Below are 20,208 nucleotides of genomic sequence, written 5' to 3' on the forward strand. Positions count from 1 at the left end.
GGCCGAGCCATGATTCGCAGCGCGAAAAATTTAAGTAAATTTACTCAAGGAAACTTTCCCGTATGTCGTCCTACATTACCGAGACTATCAACTACCTCAAGCAAAGCAGCCCCGCCCAAGCGGAGTTCTATCAGGCCACCGAAGAAGTGCTCTCCTCGCTCAAACCCCTGCTAGACCGCAATCCCAAATATCAGAAGCACAATATCATCCAGCGCGTCATCGAACCGGAACGGCAGATTCTATTTCGGGTGGCTTGGCTCGACGACCGGGGCAACGTTCGGGTCAACAAGGGCTATCGCATTCAATTCAACTCCGCGCTCGGACCCTACAAGGGCGGTTTGCGCTTCCACCCCAACGTCACTGCCGGCACCATCAAATTTCTGGGTTTCGAACAGATTTTCAAAAACTCGCTGACCGGCCTGGCCATCGGCGGCGCCAAGGGCGGTTCCAACTTTGACCCCAAGGGCAAGTCCGACGCCGAAATCATGCGGTTTTGCCAGTCGTTCATGACCGAACTGTTCCGTCACATCGGCGACACCATCGACGTGCCGGCCGGCGACATCGGCGTCGGCGGCCGTGAAATCGGTTATCTCTATGGCCAGTACAAGCGCCTGACCGCCAGCTACGAAGGCGTATTGACCGGCAAAGGCTTGAACTGGGGCGGCTCGCTGGCGCGCACCGAAGCCACCGGCTACGGCGCGGTCTACTTCGCTCAAAATATGCTGGCCGAACGCGGCGATTCCCTGGAAGGAAAAATTTGCGCGGTGTCCGGCTCCGGCAATGTGTCCATCTACACTGTTGAAAAGCTTTATCAAATCGGTGCCAAGCCGGTCACCGTCAGCGACTCCAACGGCATGATCTACGACGAGCGCGGCATTGATCTCAAGCTGCTCAAGCGCATCAAGGAGGTCGAACGCGCCCGTTTGACCCGCTACGCCGAAGAACGTCCGAGCGCCACCTACACCCCGGTCGAGAATTACCCCGCCGGCCGCAACGGCGTCTGGACCGTGCGCTGCGACGCCGCTTTCCCCAGCGCCACTCAAAATGAAGTCAGCGAAGAAGATGCCAAGGACCTGTTGAAGAACGGTTGCGCCTGCGTTTCCGAGGGCGCCAACATGCCCTCCACCCAAGCTGCTATCGATGCCTTCCTGGCCTCTGGCATCGCCTACGGGCCGGCCAAGGCCGCCAACGCCGGCGGCGTCGCCACCAGCCAGTTGGAGATGAGTCAAAACGCCAGCATGATTCAGTGGGCCTTCGAGGAAGTGGACGCCAAGCTCAAGCGGATCATGGAAAACATCTACCGCACCGCCAGCGAAACCGCCAAGGAATACGGCGCGCCGGGCAACCTGGTGCTCGGCGCCAATATCGCCGGTTTCCGCAAGGTCGCCGACGCCATGATCGACCAGGGCGTCGTTTGACCCTTTAACAACCCTGCCGTCGCCGGTTCTCCACTCGTTCGGGCCGGCGATGGCCTCGCGCTGTCGCCTCGTCACACCTCCAGCTTGGCTCATTGTCCCGTGGCGGCGGCTTCGTAAACGGCTTTGAAAACCGGCCCGAACTGCTCCAGCGAACGGTATCGGCGCGTCCGGCGCGATGGTATCTGGCTCGCATGGCGGCCTTCGCGGCGGTGGCGGAAGCCGCTTCGTTCACGGCGGCGTCCGACGGTCGCGCGAATGGCTGGCCCTCAGCGTCCTGCCGAGGCCGTGGACCTTGCCGCTACTGCGAAACGGCAAAACGCTGAATATCCGGATGCAAGGCGCGATCAGCGTTTCCGCCACCGTCGCGCTCAAGGAACTCGCGCTGGCCGATGCTGGAATCGCGGCGCTGCCCGAACCGCTGGCGCGGGCCGAATTGGACCTGGGCCGGCTCATCCGGCTGCTGCCCGCCTACCGGCTGCCCCTGCTGCATTTCCATGCGGTCTATGCCGGCAATTTGGCTCCGCCCGCCAAGACGCGCGCGTTTATCGATTTGGCCAAGGAACAGATTCGGGATCGGCCTTGGCGGCCGAACTCGCCGCCACGCGGGCGCTCGAATCCTAACGCTTGAGCCGTACGGAAATACGGCCCAACGGTTGCGCGAACTGTCATGGGATCAGTACTATGTCAAGTTGCAGTTTCGTAAAATTTAATACGGACCTTTTCATCAGGTTCCGTCCGGGAAAGGATGCCGCGTCAGCCGCTGTTATCGAGGAATTGCCATGAGTTTGACCCGCCTGCCTGCCTCCCAAGGACTCTACGACCCGCGCAACGAACACGATTCCTGTGGTATCGGTTTTGTCGTCGATATCAAGAATCGCAAAAGCCATCAGCCCATTCGCCAGGGTCTGGAAATTCTGGCCAATCTCAGCCATCGCGGCGCGGTGGGCGCCGATCCGCTGGCCGGCGATGGCGCGGGTATCTTGCTGCAACTTCCCGATGGCTTCTTGCGCGCTGAATGCGCCGGGCTGGGCATCGAATTGCCCGCCTCGGGCGACTACGCCGTCGGCATGATTTTCCTCCCGCGCGATGGGCTGGTCCGCGCTCGCTGCGAAGCGGCCCTGGAGCAAACGGTCGCCGCCGAAGGGCAGATTTTCCTCGGTTGGCGCGACGTGCCCACCGATAACTCCTGCCTGGGCCGCAGCGTTCGGCCCTCGGAACCCATGATCCGCCAAGCCTTCGTCCGGCGCGGCCCCGACTGCCCCGACACCGCCGCGTTCGAACGCAAGTTGTTCGTGATCCGCAAGCAAACCCATCACGCCATTTGGGACCGCGAGCTGCTCAGCCGCCAGCCGTTCTACATCGCCTCGTTCTCCTCGCGCACCCTGGTTTACAAAGGCATGATCCTGGCCCGCAACCTCGGGGTGTATTACCCGGACTTGCGCGACGAACGGCTGGAATCGGCCCTGGCCTTGGTCCACCAGCGCTTTTCCACCAACACCTTCCCGACCTGGGCGCTGGCGCACCCGTTCCGCTATCTCTGCCACAACGGCGAGATCAACACCTTGCGCGGCAACATCAACTGGATGTTGGCCCGCCGCCATAACATGCGCTCCGAGCAACTCGGCGCCGATCTGGAAAAGCTGTGGCCGCTGATCGGCGACGGCGCATCCGACTCCGCCACCTTCGACAACGCGCTGGAACTGCTGCTGGCGGCCGGCTACTCGCTGCCGCACGCCATGATGCTGATGGTGCCGGAAGCCTGGGCCGACAACCCGCTCATGGACCCGCGCCGCCGCGCCTTTTACGAATACCACGCCGCCTTGATGGAGCCGTGGGATGGCCCCGCCGCCATCGCCTTCACCGACGGCCGTCAGATCGGCGCGACGCTGGACCGTAACGGCCTGCGGCCGGCCCGTTACCTCGTCACCGACGACGATCAGGTGATCATGGCCTCCGAGATGGGCGTGCTGCCGATCCCCGAGGAAAAAATCGTCAAGAAATGGCGCCTGCAACCCGGCAAGATGCTGCTGATCGATCTGGAGCAGGGCCGCATCATCGACGACGACGAAATCAAGGCCCAACTGGCCGCCGCCCAGCCCTATCAGGAGTGGTTGGACGCCACTCAGATTCGCTTGCAGGATCTGCCGGCCGAAATCGGCCCGATGGCGCCCGATCCGGACACCTTGCTGCGCCGCCAGCAAGCGTTCGGTTACACCCAGGAAGACACCCGCGCCTTCCTCAACCCCATGGCGGTCAGCGGTGAAGACCCGATCAGCTCCATGGGCCGCGACATTCCGCCGGCGGTGCTGTCCGACCGGCCCAAGCTGCTCTACGATTACTTCAAACAGAAGTTCGCGCAGGTCACCAACCCGCCCATCGACCCGATCCGCGAGGAACTGGTGATGTCGCTGGTCTCCTTCATCGGCCCGCGCCCCAATTTGCTGGAGCCTTTCAGCGCGGGCACCCAGAAGCGTTTGGAGGTCAAGCGGCCGGTGTTGGCCAACGTCGATCTGGAGCGGATCCGCCGCATCGAATATCACGTGGATCGCGCCTTCCGCACCCGCACTCTCAGCATCTGCTACCCGGTCGAACGCGGCGCCGACGGCATGGCCCGCGCCTTGGAAGACCTCTGCCGCGAAGCCGCCGACGTGGTGCGCCACGGCGACAACATCCTGGTTCTGTCGGATCGGGACATGGACGCCGATCGCATCGCCATCCCCGCCCTGCTCGCCACCGCCGCCGTCCACCATCATCTGATCCGCACCGGCCTGCGCACCGAAGTCGGCTTGGTGGTCGAAACCGGCGAAGCCAAGCGGGTGCACGATTTTTGCCTGCTGGCGGGCTACGGCGCCGAAGCGGTCAACCCCTGGCTGGCGTTTGACACCCTCTCCGCCTCGCTCGGCCATTTCACGCCGCCGTTGAGCGAAACCGAGGCCCACGAACACTATACCAAGGCGGTGTCCAAGGGCATTCTCAAGGTGATGTCCAAGATGGGCATTTCCACGTATCAATCCTACTGCGGCGCTCAGATTTTCGAAGCGGTCGGCTTGGCCGAGGAATTCATCAACCGTTATTTCACCGGCACCCAAGGCGTGATCGAAGGGGTCGGCTTGCAGGAAATCGCCCGCGAAGCCGCCGCCCGCCACCGGCAAGCCTTCGGCGACGCGCCGCTGTACCGGGAGGCGCTGGACGTGGGCGGCGAGCTGGCGTTTCGCATTCGCGGGGAACGGCACGCCTGGACCCCGGAAACGGTGTCGCTGCTGCAACATGCGGTTCGTTCCGGCGACTACCGGCAGTTCAAGCGCTACAGCCGGGCCATGAACGACCAGCATCACCACCTGCGCAACTTGCGCGGCCTGTTCGAATTCCGTTTCGCCAATACGCCCCTACCCCTGGAAGAAGTGGAATCCGCCAGCGAAATCGTCAAGCGGTTGGCGACCGGCGCCATGTCGTTCGGCTCGATCTCCTGGGAGGCGCACACCACGCTCGCCATCGCCATGAACCGGCTGGGCGCCAAATCCAATACCGGCGAGGGCGGCGAAGACCCGGCCCGTTACACCCCGCTCGACAACGGCGATTCCGCCCGCTCCGCCATCAAGCAGGTCGCCTCCGGCCGCTTCGGCGTCACCACCGAATATCTAGTCAACGCCGACGCCCTGCAAATCAAGATGGCCCAGGGCGCCAAGCCCGGCGAAGGCGGCCAGTTGCCCGGCCACAAGGTCAACGACTGGATCGCCCGAGTGCGCCACTCCACCCCCGGCGTCGGCCTGATCTCCCCGCCGCCGCATCACGACATCTACTCCATCGAAGACTTGGCGCAGCTGATCTTCGATTTGAAGAACGCCAACCCGAAGGCGACCATCAGCGTCAAGCTGGTGTCTGAAATCGGCGTCGGCACGGTGGCGGCGGGCGTGGCCAAGGCCCACGCCGATCACGTCACCATCTCCGGCGAGGACGGCGGTACCGGGGCCAGTCCGATCACCTCGATCCAGAACGCCGGCTCGCCCTGGGAAATCGGCTTGGCCGAAACCCATCAGACCCTGGTGCGCAACCACTTGCGCGGCCGGATCGCGGTGCAGGTGGACGGCGGGCTGCGCACCGGCCGCGACGTGGTGATCGGCGCGCTGCTCGGCGCCGACGAATTCGGCTTCGGCACCGCCGCCCTGATCGCCGCCGGCTGCGTGATGATGCGCAAGTGCCACCTCAACACCTGCCCGGTCGGGGTCGCCACCCAAGACCCGGAATTGCGCAAGCGCTTCCCCGGCCAACCGGCCCACGTCATCAATCTGTTCACCTTCCTGATTGAGGAGGTCCGCGAATTGATGGCGCGGCTGGGTTTCCGCACCTTCGACGAAATGATCGGCCGCGCCGACCGGCTCGACATGCGCCGCGCCATCCACCACTGGAAAGCGCGGGGCCTGGATTTCACCCGCCTGTTGGCCATGCCGCCGGCCCCGCCCGGCGTCGCCATCTATCACTGCGAGGAACAAGATCACGGCTTGAGCAACGTGCTGGATCACCAGCTGATCGCCTGGGCCCAACCCGCGTTGGAGGCCCGCCAGCCGGTGCGCTTCGCCGCCTCGATCCGCAACAGCGACCGCACCGCCGGCGCCATGCTTTCCGGCCAGATCGCCCGCCGTTACGGTCACGCCGGCTTGCCGGATGACACCATCCACATCGATCTGCGCGGTACCGCCGGCCAGAGTTTCGGCGCGTTTCTGGCGCGCGGCGTCACCCTGGAGTTGCGCGGCCAAGCCAACGACTACGCCGCCAAGGGACTGTCCGGTGGGCGGCTCATCGTCTATCCGGCGGCGGAAAGCCGCCTGCGCGCCGAGGACAACATCATCGTCGGCAACACCGTGTTGTACGGCGCCATCGCCGGTGAATGTTACTTCCGGGGGGTCGCTGGCGAGCGCTTCGCCGTGCGCAACTCCGGCGCCGTCGCCGTGGTGGAAGGCACCGGCGATCACGGTTGCGAGTACATGACCGGCGGCGTGGTGATCGTGCTGGGCCGAACCGGCCGCAATTTCGCCGCCGGCATGAGTGGCGGCGTCGCTTACGTGTTGGATCAAGCAGGCGATTTTGCCCGCCGCGCCAACAAAGCCATGGTGGTGCTGGAACCCTTGAACGACGCCGAGGAAACCCTCAACGTCCGAGTCTTGCGCGATGACTGGAGCGGCTTGGCCAACGCCGAACTGCCGGACGATTTACTCCGGCACGACGCCCGTCGCCTGCAAATCCTGATCGCCCGGCATTACCTCCATACCGGCAGCGAGCCCGCCCATCGCGTTTTGGAGCAGTGGAACGAGTGGTTGCCGAAGTTTGTCAAAATCATGCCGCTGGATTACCGGCGCGCCTTGCACGACGCGCAGCAGGCCAAGGCTCGCGCTGCCCATGCAGATGACAAGGCCAACGTGGCCGTGGGAGCATAAACGTTATGGGCAAACCGACGGGTTTTCTGGAAATCGTCCGCCGCGAGCACGGTTATGCGCCGGTCGCCGAGCGGGTCACCCACTTTCGCGACTTCATCGCGCCCTTGCCGGAATCGGGTGTTAGCGAACAGGCCGCGCGCTGCATGGATTGTGGCATCCCCTACTGCCATCGCGGCTGTCCGGTCCACAACATCATCCCCGACTGGAACGATCTGGTGTATCGCGGCAACTGGCGGCAGGCGTTGGACGTTTTGCACTCCACCAACAATTTCCCCGAATTTACCGGCCGGATTTGTCCGGCGCCGTGCGAAGCCTCCTGCACCCTCAACTTCAACGATCATCCGGTGACCATCAAGGACATCGAATGCGCCATCATCGACAAGGGCTGGGCGGAAGGCTGGGTCCAGCCCCAGATCGCCTCGCACAGGAGCGGCAAGCGGGTCGCGGTGATCGGCTCCGGTCCCGCCGGCTTGGCCTGCGCCCAGCAACTGGCGCGAGCCGGACACGCCGTGGTGGTCTTCGAAAAGAACGACCGCATCGGCGGCCTGCTCCGTTACGGCATTCCCGACTTCAAGCTGGAAACGTGGTTGATCGACCGCCGGCTGGCGCAACTGCGGGCCGAAGGCGTGGAATTTCGTCCCAACAGTCACGTCGGCGCTGAGATTCCAGCCCGCGCCCTGCTGGCTGAATTTGACGCCCTGGTGCTTTCCGGCGGCGCGGAGCACCCGCGCGATCTGAGCGGGCCGGGGCGCGAACTGCGCGGCATCCATTTCGCCATGGATTTTCTGAGCCAGCAGAACCGCCGGGTGGCGGGCGCAAAAATAGCCGGCGAGGATATTTTGGCGACCGACAAGGCGGTGGTGGTCATCGGTGGCGGCGACACCGGCTCCGACTGCGTCGGCACCTCGATCCGTCAGGGCGCGGGTTCGGTGACCCAGTTAGAGATCATGCCCAAGCCGCCGCTGCACGAAAACAAGCTGCTGACCTGGCCGGATTGGCCGTTGAAACTGCGGACCTCCTCATCCCACGAGGAAGGCTGCGAGCGCGACTGGGCAGTTGCCACCAAACAGTTTCTCGGCCAGGACGGCCAAGTGACAGCGATCCAAATCGTGCGGCTGGAATGGAAGGAGCAAAATGGCCGGCAGGTCATGGTCGAGGTGCCAGACAGCGCATTTGAGCTCAAGGCCGATCTGGTGTTGCTGGCGATGGGCTTCATCCATCCGATCCAGGAAGGGATGCTGAAGGAGCTGGGCGTAGCTCTGGACGACCGAGGCAACGTCGCCGCCGGCACCGACGAATATCAGACCTCGGTCAACAAAATCTTTGCCGCCGGCGACATGCGCCGAGGCCAATCGCTGGTGGTCTGGGCCATTCGCGAGGGCCGGCAATGCGCCCGCGCCGTGGATGAATACCTGATGGGAAGTTCCGAGCTGCCGCTTTGAGCGCGCGCAGCGCAAGGGTTCATCGCCCGAGCGCCGTCCTGAAGCGGTGACGGTGAGAGTGTCGACGCCCAGGGCCGCATCCGGTGCGGTACTGGGCGCGCTTCGATTCTCAGGCCCCCACTCGCTCATTGAAATCCCAGAACGGGTCGGCGTCAGCCGCGTCCGTCGGGAACCTCGACCTCAATGGCGTGTTCCTGGTGATCGTCGACCAATGAAATAGCCGGTTCAAGCTGCTCCACCCCGTCTACCCCCCGCCGGCGCGACGCGCTGGCCGGCGGTCATTGCTGAAACCGGGTTGACGGTTGGCTGGAGGGTTGGGCTTACGGGATCGGGGGGAAATTCAGGGGGTGATTTCCCGACAGCGGCATTGTCTGATGAAGCGAGTCTCATCCAATCCATACAGCGCATCCAGCAGCGCGACTTGTAAGCTTCCCGGTCCCGGCGATCGTTCCGCCGCGACTTCTCCGGCGACGCCAAAGACCGCCAGACCCGCCGCCGCCGCTGTGAAAGCGTCCCGTTCCACAGCCAGAAACGCCCCGATGACCGCCGTCGCCGAGCACCCCAAACCGGTCACCCGCGCCATCAGGGGATGGCCGTTCTCGATGGTCGTGACGCGTTGGCCGTCGGTCACATAGTCCACCGCGCCCGTGATCGCGACCGCCGCTCCAGCGCCAGCGGCCACTTGCCGCGCCCCGTCCAGCGCCGCCGCCGCGCTATCTAGGCTGTCCACACCTTTGCCGCGTCCGGCCTGTCCCGCCGCCAGGGCCAGGATTTCCGAACCGTTGCCCCGGATCACGGTCGGCCCCAATCGCGCCAAAGCCTCGGCCGCCGCTCGCCGGTACGGCGTCGCGCCCGCGCCGACCGGATCGAGAATCCAGGGGATGCCCTGGGCCCGAGCCGTGATGGCCGCCAGTTTAGCCGCCGCGATCTGCTCCGAATACAGCGTGCCGATATTGACGACCAGCGCTTGACTGATGGCGACGAAATCCTCTACCTCGTCGCTGGAATGCACCATCGCCGGCGACGCGCCCAGCGCCAGTAAAGCGTTCGCGGTATTGTTCATCACCACGAAATTGGTGATGTTGTGCACCAGCGGCCGTCGTTCTCGTACGGCGGTCAGCAGCTTCCAAATGGTCTCGGCGGTCAGGCTCATGGCCGGCTCAGGCGTCGAAGATCGGATTGTGTTGTTCGGCCACCCGCACGAAGGTGGTGCGCTTGGTCAGTTCCTTCAGCTGGCCCGCTCCCACATACGTGCAGGCCGAGCGCAGTCCGCCCAGGATGTCCTTGATCGTTTCCGCGACCGGCCCACGATAGGGAACGGTCACGGTTTTCCCTTCCGAGGCGCGGTATTCCGCCACGCCGCCGCTGTACTTTTCCATCGCCGTGCGGGAGCTCATGCCGTAAAATTCCACGAACCGCTGACCATCGCGCTCCAGCAGTTCGCCGCCGCCCTCGTCGTGGCCCGCCAGCATCCCGCCCAACATCACGAAATCCGCCCCGGCCCCAAACGCCTTGGCTACATCGCCGGCACAGGTGCAACCGCCGTCTGAAATGATCTGCCCGGACAAACCGTGAGCCGCGTCGGCGCATTCGATGATCGCCGACAGCTGCGGGTAACCGACCCCGGTTTTCACGCGGGTCGTACACACCGAACCCGGCCCGATCCCGACCTTGACGACATCGGCGCCCGACAGCAGCAACTGCTCGACCATCTCGCCGGTGACCACGTTGCCGGCCATGATGATCTTATCGGGATGGCGTTGCCGCACCTTGGTGATCTGTTCGACGAAATATTCGGAATAACCGTTCGCCACGTCCATGCAAATGAACGACAGCTCCGGCCGACGCGCCAGGATCCGCTCCAGCTTGGCCAGATCGCTGTCGAGGATGCCGGTGCTGACCGCCACATGCATCAGCTGACCCTGCTCCGGCAGCGCGGCGCTGAAGGCTTCCCATTCCTCTGGTGAATAATGCTTGCGCACCGCCGTGAACAATCCTTGTCGGGCCAGCGCCATGGCCATGGCGAAGGTGCCGACGCTGTCCATGTTGGCCGCCATGATCGGGATACCGGTCCAGGTCCGGCCGCTGTGGCGGAACTTGAAGGTCCGCTCCAGGCTCACTTGCGAGCGGCTGCCGAGCGTCGAGCGCTTGGGCCGGATCAATACATCCCTGAAGCCCAGTTTCAGATCGGCTTCAATGCGCATTCAAATCCGACCGTACAGCGTCAGTAGATGCCGGTAATGACCCGCCAGCCGCGGTTCGACCTGATCCCAGCGGAACCGCCAGCGCCAGTTCCCCTCGGCCACGCCCGGCTGGTTCATGCGGTCCGCGCCGCCGAGCGCCAGCACGTCCTGCATCGGCACCACCGCCAGCCGCGCCACTGAAGCCAATGCCGTTCGGACCAGCCGTTCAGGCATTTGTGCCGGACCGCCGCCCAGATAATCGAACATATGATTGCGGGTCGGCTCGTCTAACTCCTCCAGCCAACCCAGCGTGGTGTTGTTGTCGTGGGTGCCGGTATAGACCACCGAATTACTGACGTGATGGTGCGGCAGGTACGGATTTTCCGCGTCGCCCCCGAAGGCGAAATGCAGTACTTTCATGCCCGGCAGGCCGTGTTTGTCGCGCAGCGCCTCGACCGCCGGCGTGATGATGCCAAGGTCTTCCGCCACCAGCGGCAAGCGGCCGAACTCCGCGCGCAGCGCTTGGAACAACTCATCGCCTGGTGCTTCCCGCCACTGTCCCGCCACGGCGGTTTCGGCGTCGGCCGGGATTTCCCAGTACGACTCCAAACCCCGGAAATGATCGATCCTCAATAGATCGAACTGCGTCAATTGCGTGCGAATGCGTTCCTTCCACCACTGAAAGCCGTCGGCGCGCATCGCCGCCCACGCATAATGCGGGTTGCCCCACAATTGGCCGGTGGCCGAAAAATAATCCGGTGGCACGCCGGCCACCACCTCCGGCCGTCCCTCCGCATCCAGTAAAAAGCAATCGCGCCGCGCCCAAACGTCGGCGCTGTCGTAGCCGACGAACAAAGGAATATCGCCGAAAATCAGAATACCGCGCTCGTTGGCGTACTGCTTGAGCGCCGCCCACTGCCGGTAAAACAGAAATTGCTCGAACTGGCATTGCGCCACGGTCTCGGCAAACTGCCGCCGCATCGCCGCCAGCGCATCCTGGTGTCGGTCGCGCAGTTCGCGCGGCCAGTCGAACCAAGCGGCCTGACCGTGGGCCGCGCGGATCGCCTGATACAGCGCGTAATCCTCCAGCCAATCCCGCCGCTCCCGCACGAATGCTTCATACTCGCCTCGCGCCCGATCCGCTTGTTGGAAGCCTTGACGGGCCTCGCTCAAGCGTCGTTGCCGGTAGGTCCAGCCGTCCTCGCCCTCGCTAGGACCGCCGTCCGGCTGAAGCCAGCCCGCCTCGACCAACGGCTCCAGAGCGATCAGCCGCGGGTTGCCGGCATGGACCGATTGCGCCGAATAGGGCGATAGATCAGCGTGCGGCGGCGCGAGAGGCAACGTCTGCCAGACCGTAAAACCGCAGGCGGCCATGAATTCCACGAAGCGGTAAGCTTCCGGTCCCAAATCGCCGTTGTCGTAACCGCCGGGAAGCGAGGTCGGGTGCAGCAGCAAACCCGCGCGCCGCCTTTCTGCTGGCGAGCCTTGGCTCATGCGTGATAACTCCTCAAAAGTGGCTGTTATTTTAGATGTCTGAAGCCGACGCTAGCGTCGGCGCGGCAATTCCTGTCCCAGCATTTCGCGCGTGATGAGAACCACGCCCTTTTCGGTGCGGTGAAAGCGGCGCGCGTCTTCTTCGGGATGCTCGCCGACCACCGTGCCGGGCGGAATCACGCACCCTCGGTCGATGATGACCTTGCTGAGCTGGGAGTAGCGGCCGATGTCGACGCCCGGCAGCACTACCGAGTCCCGTAGTTGCACGTAGGAATGGACTCGAACCCCTAGGAAGAGTAGCGAATGATTGACGTAACCGCCGGAAATAATGCAACCCTCCGCCACCATGGAATCCACCGCCATGCCCCGACGCCCTTCATCGTCGAACACGAACTTGGCCGGAGGCGCCAGATCCAGATAGGTCCAGATCGGCCAGTGTTCGTCGTACAGATTCAAATGCGGGTCGACCTCGACCAATTCCATGTTCGCTTCCCAGAAGGCGTCGACGGTTCCCACGTCTCGCCAGTAGCTCTGCGCCTTGGTTTGCACGTCGCGAAAAGGATAGCTCACGATGCGGCGGTTGCCGATCAGCGGCGGCAGGATATCCTTGGCGAAATCGTGGCTGGACTGCGCCGAGTCGGCGTCCTCGCTCAAGCGTTCGAAGAGGAAGTCGGTGTTGAAGACGTAAATCCCCATCGACGCCAGCGCCACATCATCCTGACCGGGCAGCGTTTCCGGTTCCTTGGGTTTTTCCGTAAACCGAATGACTTCGTTGGCTTCGTTGACCGTCAGCACCCCAAATTCCCGCGCTCGCTCGCGCGGAACCTCGACTGCCCCCACCGTGACATCCGCCTTGCTTTCGACGTGGCGCGCCAGCAGGGGACCATAATCCATCCGGTAAATTTGATCGCCGGATAGGATCAACACGAACTCCGGCTCGTGCAGGCGGATGATATCCATGTTTTGATAAACGGCATCGGCGGTGCCTCGATACCATGACGCGTCATCGGTGCGCTGCTGGGCGGGCAGCAGTTCCACGAATTCGCCGAATTCACCCCGCAGGAACCCCCAACCACGCTGGATGTGCTGGATCAGGGAATGCGCTTTATACTGGGTCAGCACGCAAACCCGCCGGATTCCCGAATTGATGCAGTTGGATAACGGAAAATCGATGATTCGATATTTCCCGCCGAACGGCGTCGCCGGTTTGGCGCGCCACTGCGTGAGATGTTTGAGCCGGCTGCCGCGGCCTCCCGCCAAGATGAGTACGAGAGTTTTCCGAGTCAGTCGGCTGACGAAACGTGAGGTGGTGGCGGCGCTCATGCGTTTGATATCCCTCTTTGCTATGATTTTCCAAATCTCGGGTTCGGACGATTGGATCGGCGACCCGCCGGGTACCCGGTGTCAGCCGGATAGCCAGACCCGATGTCATAACTAATATAGTAGTAGGTCCCGGATGCAACCTATTGTCACTCATAGCGCCCGCACCGGCCCGGAGTGCCCCGGCATCCGGGAGGATCGGTTTTTCTGATGACGGACTCCGAACTCGGCGGCGCTAGCCCGACGCCAGCGCGAACAGCCAGCGAACAGATCATCGCTGACGCCGTTTTGTTGGGGGAGGGACGCCACCCCGATCCCTTTAGAGTGCTCGGTCGCCACGGCCGCGCGGAGCGGATCGCCATTCGTGCGTTTTGGCCGGGTGCCCGGCAGGTTTATCTGGTCGATATCGGCCAACCCCTGCAACGCGTGGCGGAAACCGATCTGTTTGAATGGCAAGGCAAGGTGAGTGCCTTGGCCCCGCATTACCAACTGGCCTGGACCACCGCCGATGGCCGTCAGTTCGCGATGCACGATCCTTACTCCTTCGCACCCCAGTTGACCCTGTATGATCTGCATTTGTTCAACGAGGGTCGCCACCTCCACGCCTACCGGATGATGGGGGCCCATCCGCGCTGGGTGGATGGCATCGCCGGCGTTCTGTTCTCGGTCTGGGCTCCCAACGCCGAACGGGTCAGCGTGGTGGGCGATTTCAACGCTTGGCAGGGTCTTTGCCATCCCCTGCGCCGGCGCGGCCATGTTTGGGAGTTGTTCGTTCCCGGTTTGACGGCGGGGCTGCGCTACCAGTTCGAAATCCGCGTCCGGGAAACCGGTGCTTTGTTGCGCAAAAGCGATCCTTACGGCCGCCTGTTCGAACGGCGGCCGGAGGTTTGCTCGATCGTCGCCGACAATACCGCCTATTCGTGGCGGGATGAAAGTTGGATGCTGCGCCGGCGCCATCAAAAATGGTCGCAGACGCCGCTTTCCGTCTACGAGGTTCACTTGGCCTCATGGCAGCGGGATGGCACCGGCGATTATCTCTCCTATCAGGAGTTGGCCCGACGGCTGGTCGCTTACGTCAGTTCGCTGGGCTTCACCCACATCGAGCTGATGCCGGTCACCGAGCATCCGTTGGACGCCTCTTGGGGCTATCAGACCACCGGCTACTTCGCGCCGACCAGCCGCCACGGCGCGGCGAACGATTTTCGCTGGTTTGTGGATTACTGCCACCAGGCGGGTATCGGTGTCATTCTGGATTGGGTGCCCGGCCATTTCCCCAAGGATGTCCACGGTCTGGCCTGCTTCGATGGCACCTGCCTCTACGAATATGAAGACCCGACCCGGCGCGAGCATCGCGGTTGGGGCACGCTGGTCTTCAATTACAACCGCACTCAGGTGAAGAATTTCTTGCTGGCAAGCGCTTGTTTTTGGCTGGAGGAATACCACCTGGACGGCCTGCGGGTGGATGCCGTCGCCTCCATGCTGTATTTGGATTACGCCCGCGATTCCGGCGAGTGGCGGCCCAATCCCTTCGGTGGCAATGAGAATCTGGAAGCGGCCGTCTTCTTGCGCGAGCTGAATGAGTTCATTCATCGCCGCTTTCAAGGCGTGCTGATGATCGCCGAAGAATCCACCGCTTGGCCGTTGGTGACCCGGCCTTCCTGGATGGGGGGACTCGGCTTTGGGATGAAATGGAACATGGGCTGGATGCATGACACTCTGGAATATCTGACCCTCGATCCCGCCTTGCGCCGCCATCATCAGGAATTGCTGACTTTTGGGCTTCTTTACGCGTTTACCGAGAATTTCATGCTGCCGCTGTCTCACGATGAGGTGGTCCATGGCAAAGGATCGCTGCTGGCGCGGATGCCGGGAGACCGGCGCCAGCGCTTTGCGAACCTGCGGCTGCTTTATTTGTATCTGTGGACCTACCCTGGAAAGAAATTTCTGTTCATGGGTAACGAATTTGCTCAAGAACAGGAATGGGATTTTGCCGGAGTGCTGGATTGGCCTTTGCTGGAACAAAGGGAATGTCGCGGCGTTCAGACGCTGATCTGCGATCTTAATGGCCTGTACCGGTCTCTGGCTAGCTTGCACGCCTGCGAATTTTTCCAGGAAGGCTTCGAATGGCTGGATTGCCACGATCCCGCTCAGTCGGTGATCGTCTACCTGCGCCGGAGTGGCGAGCACCAGGCCGTGATCATTTTCAATTTCGCCGCCACCGCCCGCCTCGGCTATCGCGTGGGTGTGCCGCTGCCCGGACTCTACAAGGAAGTGTTGAATTCCGATGCGGCCCAATACGGAGGTGGCGGCGGAATCAATGGCGAAATCTGCGCCCTCCCGGTTTTTCATATGGGGCAACCTTGCTCCTTACTGGTGAACTTGCCTCCCCTGACCGGGCTGGTGTTGACCCCTGTTCAGTTCGAGATTTTCGAGGGGGGTAATGATGGTTGAACGAGCCGAGCGGATCTTGGAGCGCGGCATGTCTTTGCGGGAGGCTCTCGGGCGTGCGTTATGCGGTGGTCAAACGGCCGGTTTTGACGCCTTGAGTGGCGGTCACTGGGTAGGCGACCGCGATGTTTCCGCTTGGAGGGGTTATCCGTGAAATTGCAGCAACTGCGTTATCTGACGGCGATCGTTCGTAATAACCTGAACATTTCCGCCGCGGCGGAGAGTTTGTATACCTCTCAGCCGGGTATCAGCAAACAGTTGCGCCTGCTGGAAGAAGAACTGGGTGTCGAGCTGTTCAACCGTAACGGCAAGCACTTGACCGAAATTACCCCTATCGGGCAGCAGATTATTCTGAAGGTCGAAACTATTTTGCGTGAAGTCAACAATATCCAGATTTTGGCCGAGGAGTACCGCGATGATCGCCGCGGCAGCTTGTCGCTGGCCACCACCCACACTCAAGCACGCTACGCGCTGCCGCCCGTCATCAAGGTGTTTCGAGAGCGCTATCCGGCGGTCAACTTACAGGTGCATCAGGGCTCGCCGATGCAGATCGCCGAGTTGGTGCAATCGGGCGAGGTTGATTTCGCGATCGCCACCGAGTCCCCGGAATTGTTTGGAAATTTGGTTATGATGCCTTGTTATGTGTGGCACCGTTGCGTGCTGGTTCCAGTCGGCCACCCTTTGAGTCGGGTGGAGCGTTTGACGTTGTATGATGTGGCGCAATATCCGCTGGTGACTTATGTCTTTGGTTTCACCGGGCGCTCGCAACTGGATGGGGCGTTCCGCAGCGCGCATTTGAAACCGAGCGTGGTTTTTACCGCGACCGATGCGGACGTGATCAAAACCTATGTCCGCTTGGGGATGGGCGTCGGGATCGTGGCTAGAATGGCTTATGATCCCAAGCAGGATCAGGATTTGGTGCGCTTGGACGCCAGTCATCTGTTCCCGTCCAACATCACCAAAATTGGTTTCAGGCGCGGTATGTTTCTGCGCCGTTATATGTATGATTTTATGGAACTGTTCTCGGCGCATTTACAACGCGAGCGGGTGCGCGCCGTCGAGCGGTTGCAGACGGTCGAGGAGATCGCTGAGGTTTTTGAGGGTTTGGAGCTGCCGGTTAGGTGAGGTTTGGATGGTTTTTTGGTTATATAAAAGGTGATGATATAATAAGAGGTGACGCAGTGGAGGAAACCAGCATGCCCGCACCCGCTCCATCGATGGTCCTACTGAGGACCGAATTACTGGCCGCTTACGATAGCTTGCTCGGACATCTGGACGAATGTTGCGCTCGCATCCGTCGCGACGCGACGCTGGCCGCCTGGGTGTCGCGCACCGAAGCCGAGATGCAAGAAGCCGCTGACATGCGCTTCAAGGCGATCCAGCTCTATCGCGCGCTTTGGTACGAAGAGGCGCGAGATGGCCGGGAAACCCTCACCTGCCCCGGCATCGTCGGCGCCGGCCAGGAAACGCTCCTGTCCGCCTCTGCTTGTAATGCCGCCAAGGATCGCTTCAAGGCGGCGGTATTGGCCCTCAAGTCCCTGGCGCGACCTGAAATCCAGGCGGCCATGACCGATCTGCACCGCCGTCAGGAAGCACTGGCGGACGCCATGCGCCGCATGGGAACCGCCCGCTTGAACCTCAAACAAGCCTACCGGCATATTCCGCTGCTCGATCAGCGTCCCCTAAAGATTGGCTTTACCTGGTCCAAGCAAGGGCGGGTGATCCAGCGCACCAGCCAGGCCACGGCTCGCCGATTGCTGGAACAACGGGTCGAGACGCCGCAAATCATCTTGGAATTACAACGGCTTGCCCAACTTGGCGGCGATGAGATACTGGCGCGGGTTCGCAGCGTTTGCCCTCACCTGCGCGCCAATCTCGTCTTTGCGGCCGAGAGCGGGTCAGGCGTGCGCCGCCGCCTCATGCAAGCGCCACTGCCGATCTTGATACCGTTGCAACCCGGCCAAACGCTGCCTGAGTTCGTACCGGTGGCCCCCGAACCGCCGCTCACCCCTCGACTCCGACGGGCCGATGTGCGCATCGAGGATGAACCCTTGCTTCCGTCGGTGCGTGTCCATCGCTATCGCGCCCCTTATCGCTGAGCGGGTCGGTAGCGAGCTGAAGATGATGATATAATACTCGGAAAGCTCGCCAAGGTATTTTTATTAGATTGAATTTAATCATAAAAATCTAAATCACTTTTCAGGCGCGGTTTTCTCGATTGGCGCGCGCTATAGTTTGAAGTCGCTCTATTCCAAAAAAACCGTTCATCAGGAACCCAGAAAATGTTATCACGCGCTCGTGTATGGCCTGGCAAAGCGTATCCGCTCGGTGCGACTTGGGACGGTAAGGGCGTCAACTTCGCGCTCTTTTCCGCCCACGCTGAAAAAGTCGAATTGTGTTTGTTCGATTCTTCGGGCCAACGCGAGATCGAACGCTTGGCGCTTCCTGAAAACACCGACCAAATCTGGCATGGCTATATCCCCGGCTTATGGCCGGGTACCCTTTACGGCTATCGGGTTTCCGGGCCTTACCAACCCCAGCTCGGCCACCGCTTCAACCATCACAAGTTGCTGCTCGACCCCTACGCCCGCCAGTTCTACGGCGTGCTGCATCTGCACGACGAACACTGCGGCTATCGCGTCGGAGATCCGAAAGCCGATCTGTCGTTCGACAACCGCGACAACAGCCGCGAAATGTTGAAATGCGTGGTCGTGGACACCAGCTTCAATTGGGAGGGAGATCGGCCCCCTGAAACCCCCTGGTCGAAAACGCTGGTTTATGAAACGCACGTACGCGGCTTCACCATCCGCCATGAAGGCATTCCCCATCATTTGCGCGGCACCTTTGCCGGCCTATCGCATCCTGAAATCATCAAGTACCTTAAAGCGCTCGGCATTACCGCCGTCGAGTTGATGCCGGTACACGCCTTCGTGGACGACCGCTTTTTGGCCGATCGCGGCTTGCGCAATTACTGGGGCTACAACACGCTGTGCTTTTTTGCGCCCGAACCTCGTTACTTGAGCAGTGGCGAGCTGGCCGAATTCAAGACCATGGTCAAACACCTGCACGACGCCGGCATCGAAGTGCTGCTGGACGTGGTTTACAACCACACCGCCGAAGGTAACGAGCTGGGTCCGACCCTTAGCTTCCGGGGTATCGACAATGCCTCCTACTACCGTCTCCATCCCGACAACCGCCGCTTTTACATCAACGACACCGGCTGCGGTAACACGCTCAACATCACGCATCCGCGGGTGTTGCAGATGGTGATGGACAGCTTGCGCTACTGGGTCGATGAGATGCATGTCGATGGCTTCCGCTTCGATCTAGCGGTGACCTTGGGCCGCGAAGAACATGGTTACGACCGTCAGGGAGGATTTTTTGACGCGATCCGACAAGAACCCGCCTTCGCGGCGGTCAAGGTGATCGCCGAACCCTGGGATATCGGTCCGGGCGGCTATCAACTCGGCGGCTTTCCGGCCGGCACCGCCGAATGGAACGATCGCTTTCGCGACACCACCCGCCGGTTCTGGCGCGGTGACGACGGTATGCTGGCGAAGCTGGCGCCCAACCTGCTGGCGTCCAGTGACCTGTTCGAGCACGACCGCCGCCGCCCGTGGGCTTCGATCAACTATGTCGCCAGCCACGATGGCTTCACCCTGGCCGATCTGGTCAGTTATAACGACCGTCACAACGAAGCCAACGGCGAACAAAATCGGGACGGCCATCCCTACAATTTCAGCAAGAATCACGGCGCCGAGGGACCGAGCGACGATCCGGCCATCCAGAAAATCCGCCTGCGCCAGCGCCGCAACCTGCTGGCGACCTTGCTGCTGTCGCAAGGCACTCCCATGCTGCTGGCCGGCGATGAATTCGGCCGCAGCCAGCGCGGCAACAACAATGCCTACTGTCAGGATAACGAGATCAATTGGTTGAACTGGGACAAGATTCCAGCGGAAGAACAGGAATTCCAAGAATTCGTCCGCCGTCTGATCAGCCTGCGCCGCGACCACCCGGTAGTGCGCCGTCCGCTGTTCCTACATGGCAACAAAAGCTCGCAAAGCACTCGATTGCGCGATATCGATTGGATCGGCTCCGGCGGTGGCGCCTTGAGCGATGCCTACTGGCAAGAGCCCAAGGCGCGCTGCTTCGGCATGTTGCTGGCCGGAGATGCCGGCGACCACTTTACCCCGGACGGCTATCCAGAGACCGACGATACACTGCTGATCCTCTTCAACGCCGGCCCCAACCCTCTGCCCTTCCGAATGCCGGCGGCGGCCAACGCCAATCAATGGCGGTGTTTGCTGGATACCGCGCACCCGCGGTTGGCCGCCGGTGAGTTGCTAGTCCCCGCCGGCGAAAACTTTCAGATGGACGCGTGGGCCGTGACCGTGTTTGCTCTGGCCACCGACGAGAATCGGTGAACGGATCGCTCTCGCTCGATAAATTATATAAATATCATTAAATATTC

The 20,208-nt window shown here is 61.9% G+C and carries 12 protein-coding genes; 8 read left to right on the forward strand and 4 right to left on the reverse strand.

Annotated elements, in window-relative coordinates; genetic code table 11:
- Window positions 1–62 precede the first annotated feature (62 nt).
- The 4 genes from gdhA to IPK09_04965 all read left to right on the forward strand — a co-directional run bounded on the left by gdhA (window position 63) and on the right by IPK09_04965 (window position 8,292).
- Window positions 63–1,418, forward strand: coding sequence for an NADP-specific glutamate dehydrogenase (gene gdhA, locus IPK09_04950; GenBank protein ID MBK7982965.1), 1,356 nt, complete (start codon window positions 63–65; stop codon window positions 1,416–1,418).
- 175 nt (window positions 1,419–1,593) lie between these two features.
- Window positions 1,594–2,046 carry a hypothetical protein gene (locus tag IPK09_04955; protein ID MBK7982966.1) on the forward strand — a complete coding sequence of 151 codons (453 nt, stop codon included), beginning with the start codon at window positions 1,594–1,596 and terminating at the stop codon, window positions 2,044–2,046.
- A 151-nt stretch (window positions 2,047–2,197) separates the two neighbouring features.
- On the forward strand, window positions 2,198–6,850 hold the full coding sequence (gene gltB / locus IPK09_04960; GenBank protein MBK7982967.1) for a glutamate synthase large subunit: 4,653 nt from the start codon (window positions 2,198–2,200) through the stop codon (window positions 6,848–6,850).
- A gap of 5 nt (window positions 6,851–6,855) precedes the next feature.
- Window positions 6,856–8,292 (forward strand): glutamate synthase subunit beta, encoded by a 1,437-nt coding sequence (locus tag IPK09_04965; GenBank protein MBK7982968.1) that lies wholly within the window; start codon window positions 6,856–6,858, stop codon window positions 8,290–8,292.
- A 340-nt stretch (window positions 8,293–8,632) separates the two neighbouring features.
- On the opposite strand, the gene thiM is transcribed toward IPK09_04965, so the two are convergent.
- The 4 genes from thiM to glgC are packed head-to-tail and all read right to left on the reverse strand — an operon-like array spanning window position 8,633 to window position 13,292.
- On the reverse strand, window positions 8,633–9,445 hold the full coding sequence (gene thiM / locus IPK09_04970) for a hydroxyethylthiazole kinase (protein ID MBK7982969.1): 813 nt from the start codon (window positions 9,443–9,445) through the stop codon (window positions 8,633–8,635).
- Between the two features lie 7 nt (window positions 9,446–9,452).
- Window positions 9,453–10,496 (reverse strand): GMP reductase, encoded by a 1,044-nt coding sequence (locus IPK09_04975; GenBank protein MBK7982970.1) that lies wholly within the window; start codon window positions 10,494–10,496, stop codon window positions 9,453–9,455.
- A complete protein-coding gene (gene malQ / locus IPK09_04980) occupies window positions 10,497–11,969 on the reverse strand; it encodes a 4-alpha-glucanotransferase (GenBank protein ID MBK7982971.1) in 1,473 nt (490 codons plus the stop codon).
- Window positions 11,970–12,020: 51 nt separating this feature from the next.
- Window positions 12,021–13,292, reverse strand: a complete 1,272-nt coding sequence (gene glgC, locus IPK09_04985; GenBank protein ID MBK7982972.1) for a glucose-1-phosphate adenylyltransferase — start codon at window positions 13,290–13,292, stop codon at window positions 12,021–12,023.
- 207 nt (window positions 13,293–13,499) lie between these two features.
- On the opposite strand from glgC, the gene glgB reads away from it, so the two are divergent.
- The 4 genes from glgB (at window position 13,500) to glgX (ending at window position 20,161) form a co-directional block, all read left to right on the forward strand.
- Window positions 13,500–15,740 (forward strand): 1,4-alpha-glucan branching protein GlgB, encoded by a 2,241-nt coding sequence (gene glgB / locus IPK09_04990; protein ID MBK7982973.1) that lies wholly within the window; start codon window positions 13,500–13,502, stop codon window positions 15,738–15,740.
- 147 nt (window positions 15,741–15,887) lie between these two features.
- The gene (gene cysB / locus IPK09_04995) at window positions 15,888–16,862 is read left to right on the forward strand and encodes an HTH-type transcriptional regulator CysB (protein ID MBK7982974.1); all 975 of its coding nucleotides are present in this window, start codon (window positions 15,888–15,890) and stop codon (window positions 16,860–16,862) included.
- A gap of 71 nt (window positions 16,863–16,933) precedes the next feature.
- Window positions 16,934–17,836 carry a hypothetical protein gene (locus IPK09_05000; GenBank protein ID MBK7982975.1) on the forward strand — a complete coding sequence of 301 codons (903 nt, stop codon included), beginning with the start codon at window positions 16,934–16,936 and terminating at the stop codon, window positions 17,834–17,836.
- 183 nt (window positions 17,837–18,019) lie between these two features.
- Entirely contained in the window at window positions 18,020–20,161 is a 2,142-nt protein-coding gene (gene glgX, locus IPK09_05005) for a glycogen debranching protein GlgX (GenBank protein MBK7982976.1), read from the forward strand.
- Window positions 20,162–20,208 lie beyond the last annotated feature (47 nt).

The sequence above is a fragment of the Candidatus Competibacteraceae bacterium genome, from assembly GCA_016713505.1.
In the GTDB taxonomy this organism is placed as follows: domain Bacteria; phylum Pseudomonadota; class Gammaproteobacteria; order Competibacterales; family Competibacteraceae; genus Competibacter_A.

Excerpts from the sequence above, each read along its gene's own strand:
- glgB (MBK7982973.1), top strand. The coding sequence starts at position 13,500 with ATGACGGACTCCGAACTCGGCGGCGCTAGCCCGACGCCAGCGCGAACA.
- IPK09_04955 (MBK7982966.1), top strand. The coding sequence starts at position 1,594 with ATGGTATCTGGCTCGCATGGCGGCCTTCGCGGCGGTGGCGGAAGCCGC.
- glgC (MBK7982972.1), bottom strand. The coding sequence starts at position 13,292 with ATGAGCGCCGCCACCACCTCACGTTTCGTCAGCCGACTGACTCGGAAA.
- gdhA (MBK7982965.1), top strand. The coding sequence starts at position 63 with ATGTCGTCCTACATTACCGAGACTATCAACTACCTCAAGCAAAGCAGC.
- gltB (MBK7982967.1), top strand. The coding sequence starts at position 2,198 with ATGAGTTTGACCCGCCTGCCTGCCTCCCAAGGACTCTACGACCCGCGC.
- malQ (MBK7982971.1), bottom strand. The coding sequence starts at position 11,969 with ATGAGCCAAGGCTCGCCAGCAGAAAGGCGGCGCGCGGGTTTGCTGCTG.
- thiM (MBK7982969.1), bottom strand. The coding sequence starts at position 9,445 with ATGAGCCTGACCGCCGAGACCATTTGGAAGCTGCTGACCGCCGTACGA.
- glgX (MBK7982976.1), top strand. The coding sequence starts at position 18,020 with ATGTTATCACGCGCTCGTGTATGGCCTGGCAAAGCGTATCCGCTCGGT.
- IPK09_05000 (MBK7982975.1), top strand. The coding sequence starts at position 16,934 with ATGCCCGCACCCGCTCCATCGATGGTCCTACTGAGGACCGAATTACTG.
- IPK09_04975 (MBK7982970.1), bottom strand. The coding sequence starts at position 10,496 with ATGCGCATTGAAGCCGATCTGAAACTGGGCTTCAGGGATGTATTGATC.
- IPK09_04965 (MBK7982968.1), top strand. The coding sequence starts at position 6,856 with ATGGGCAAACCGACGGGTTTTCTGGAAATCGTCCGCCGCGAGCACGGT.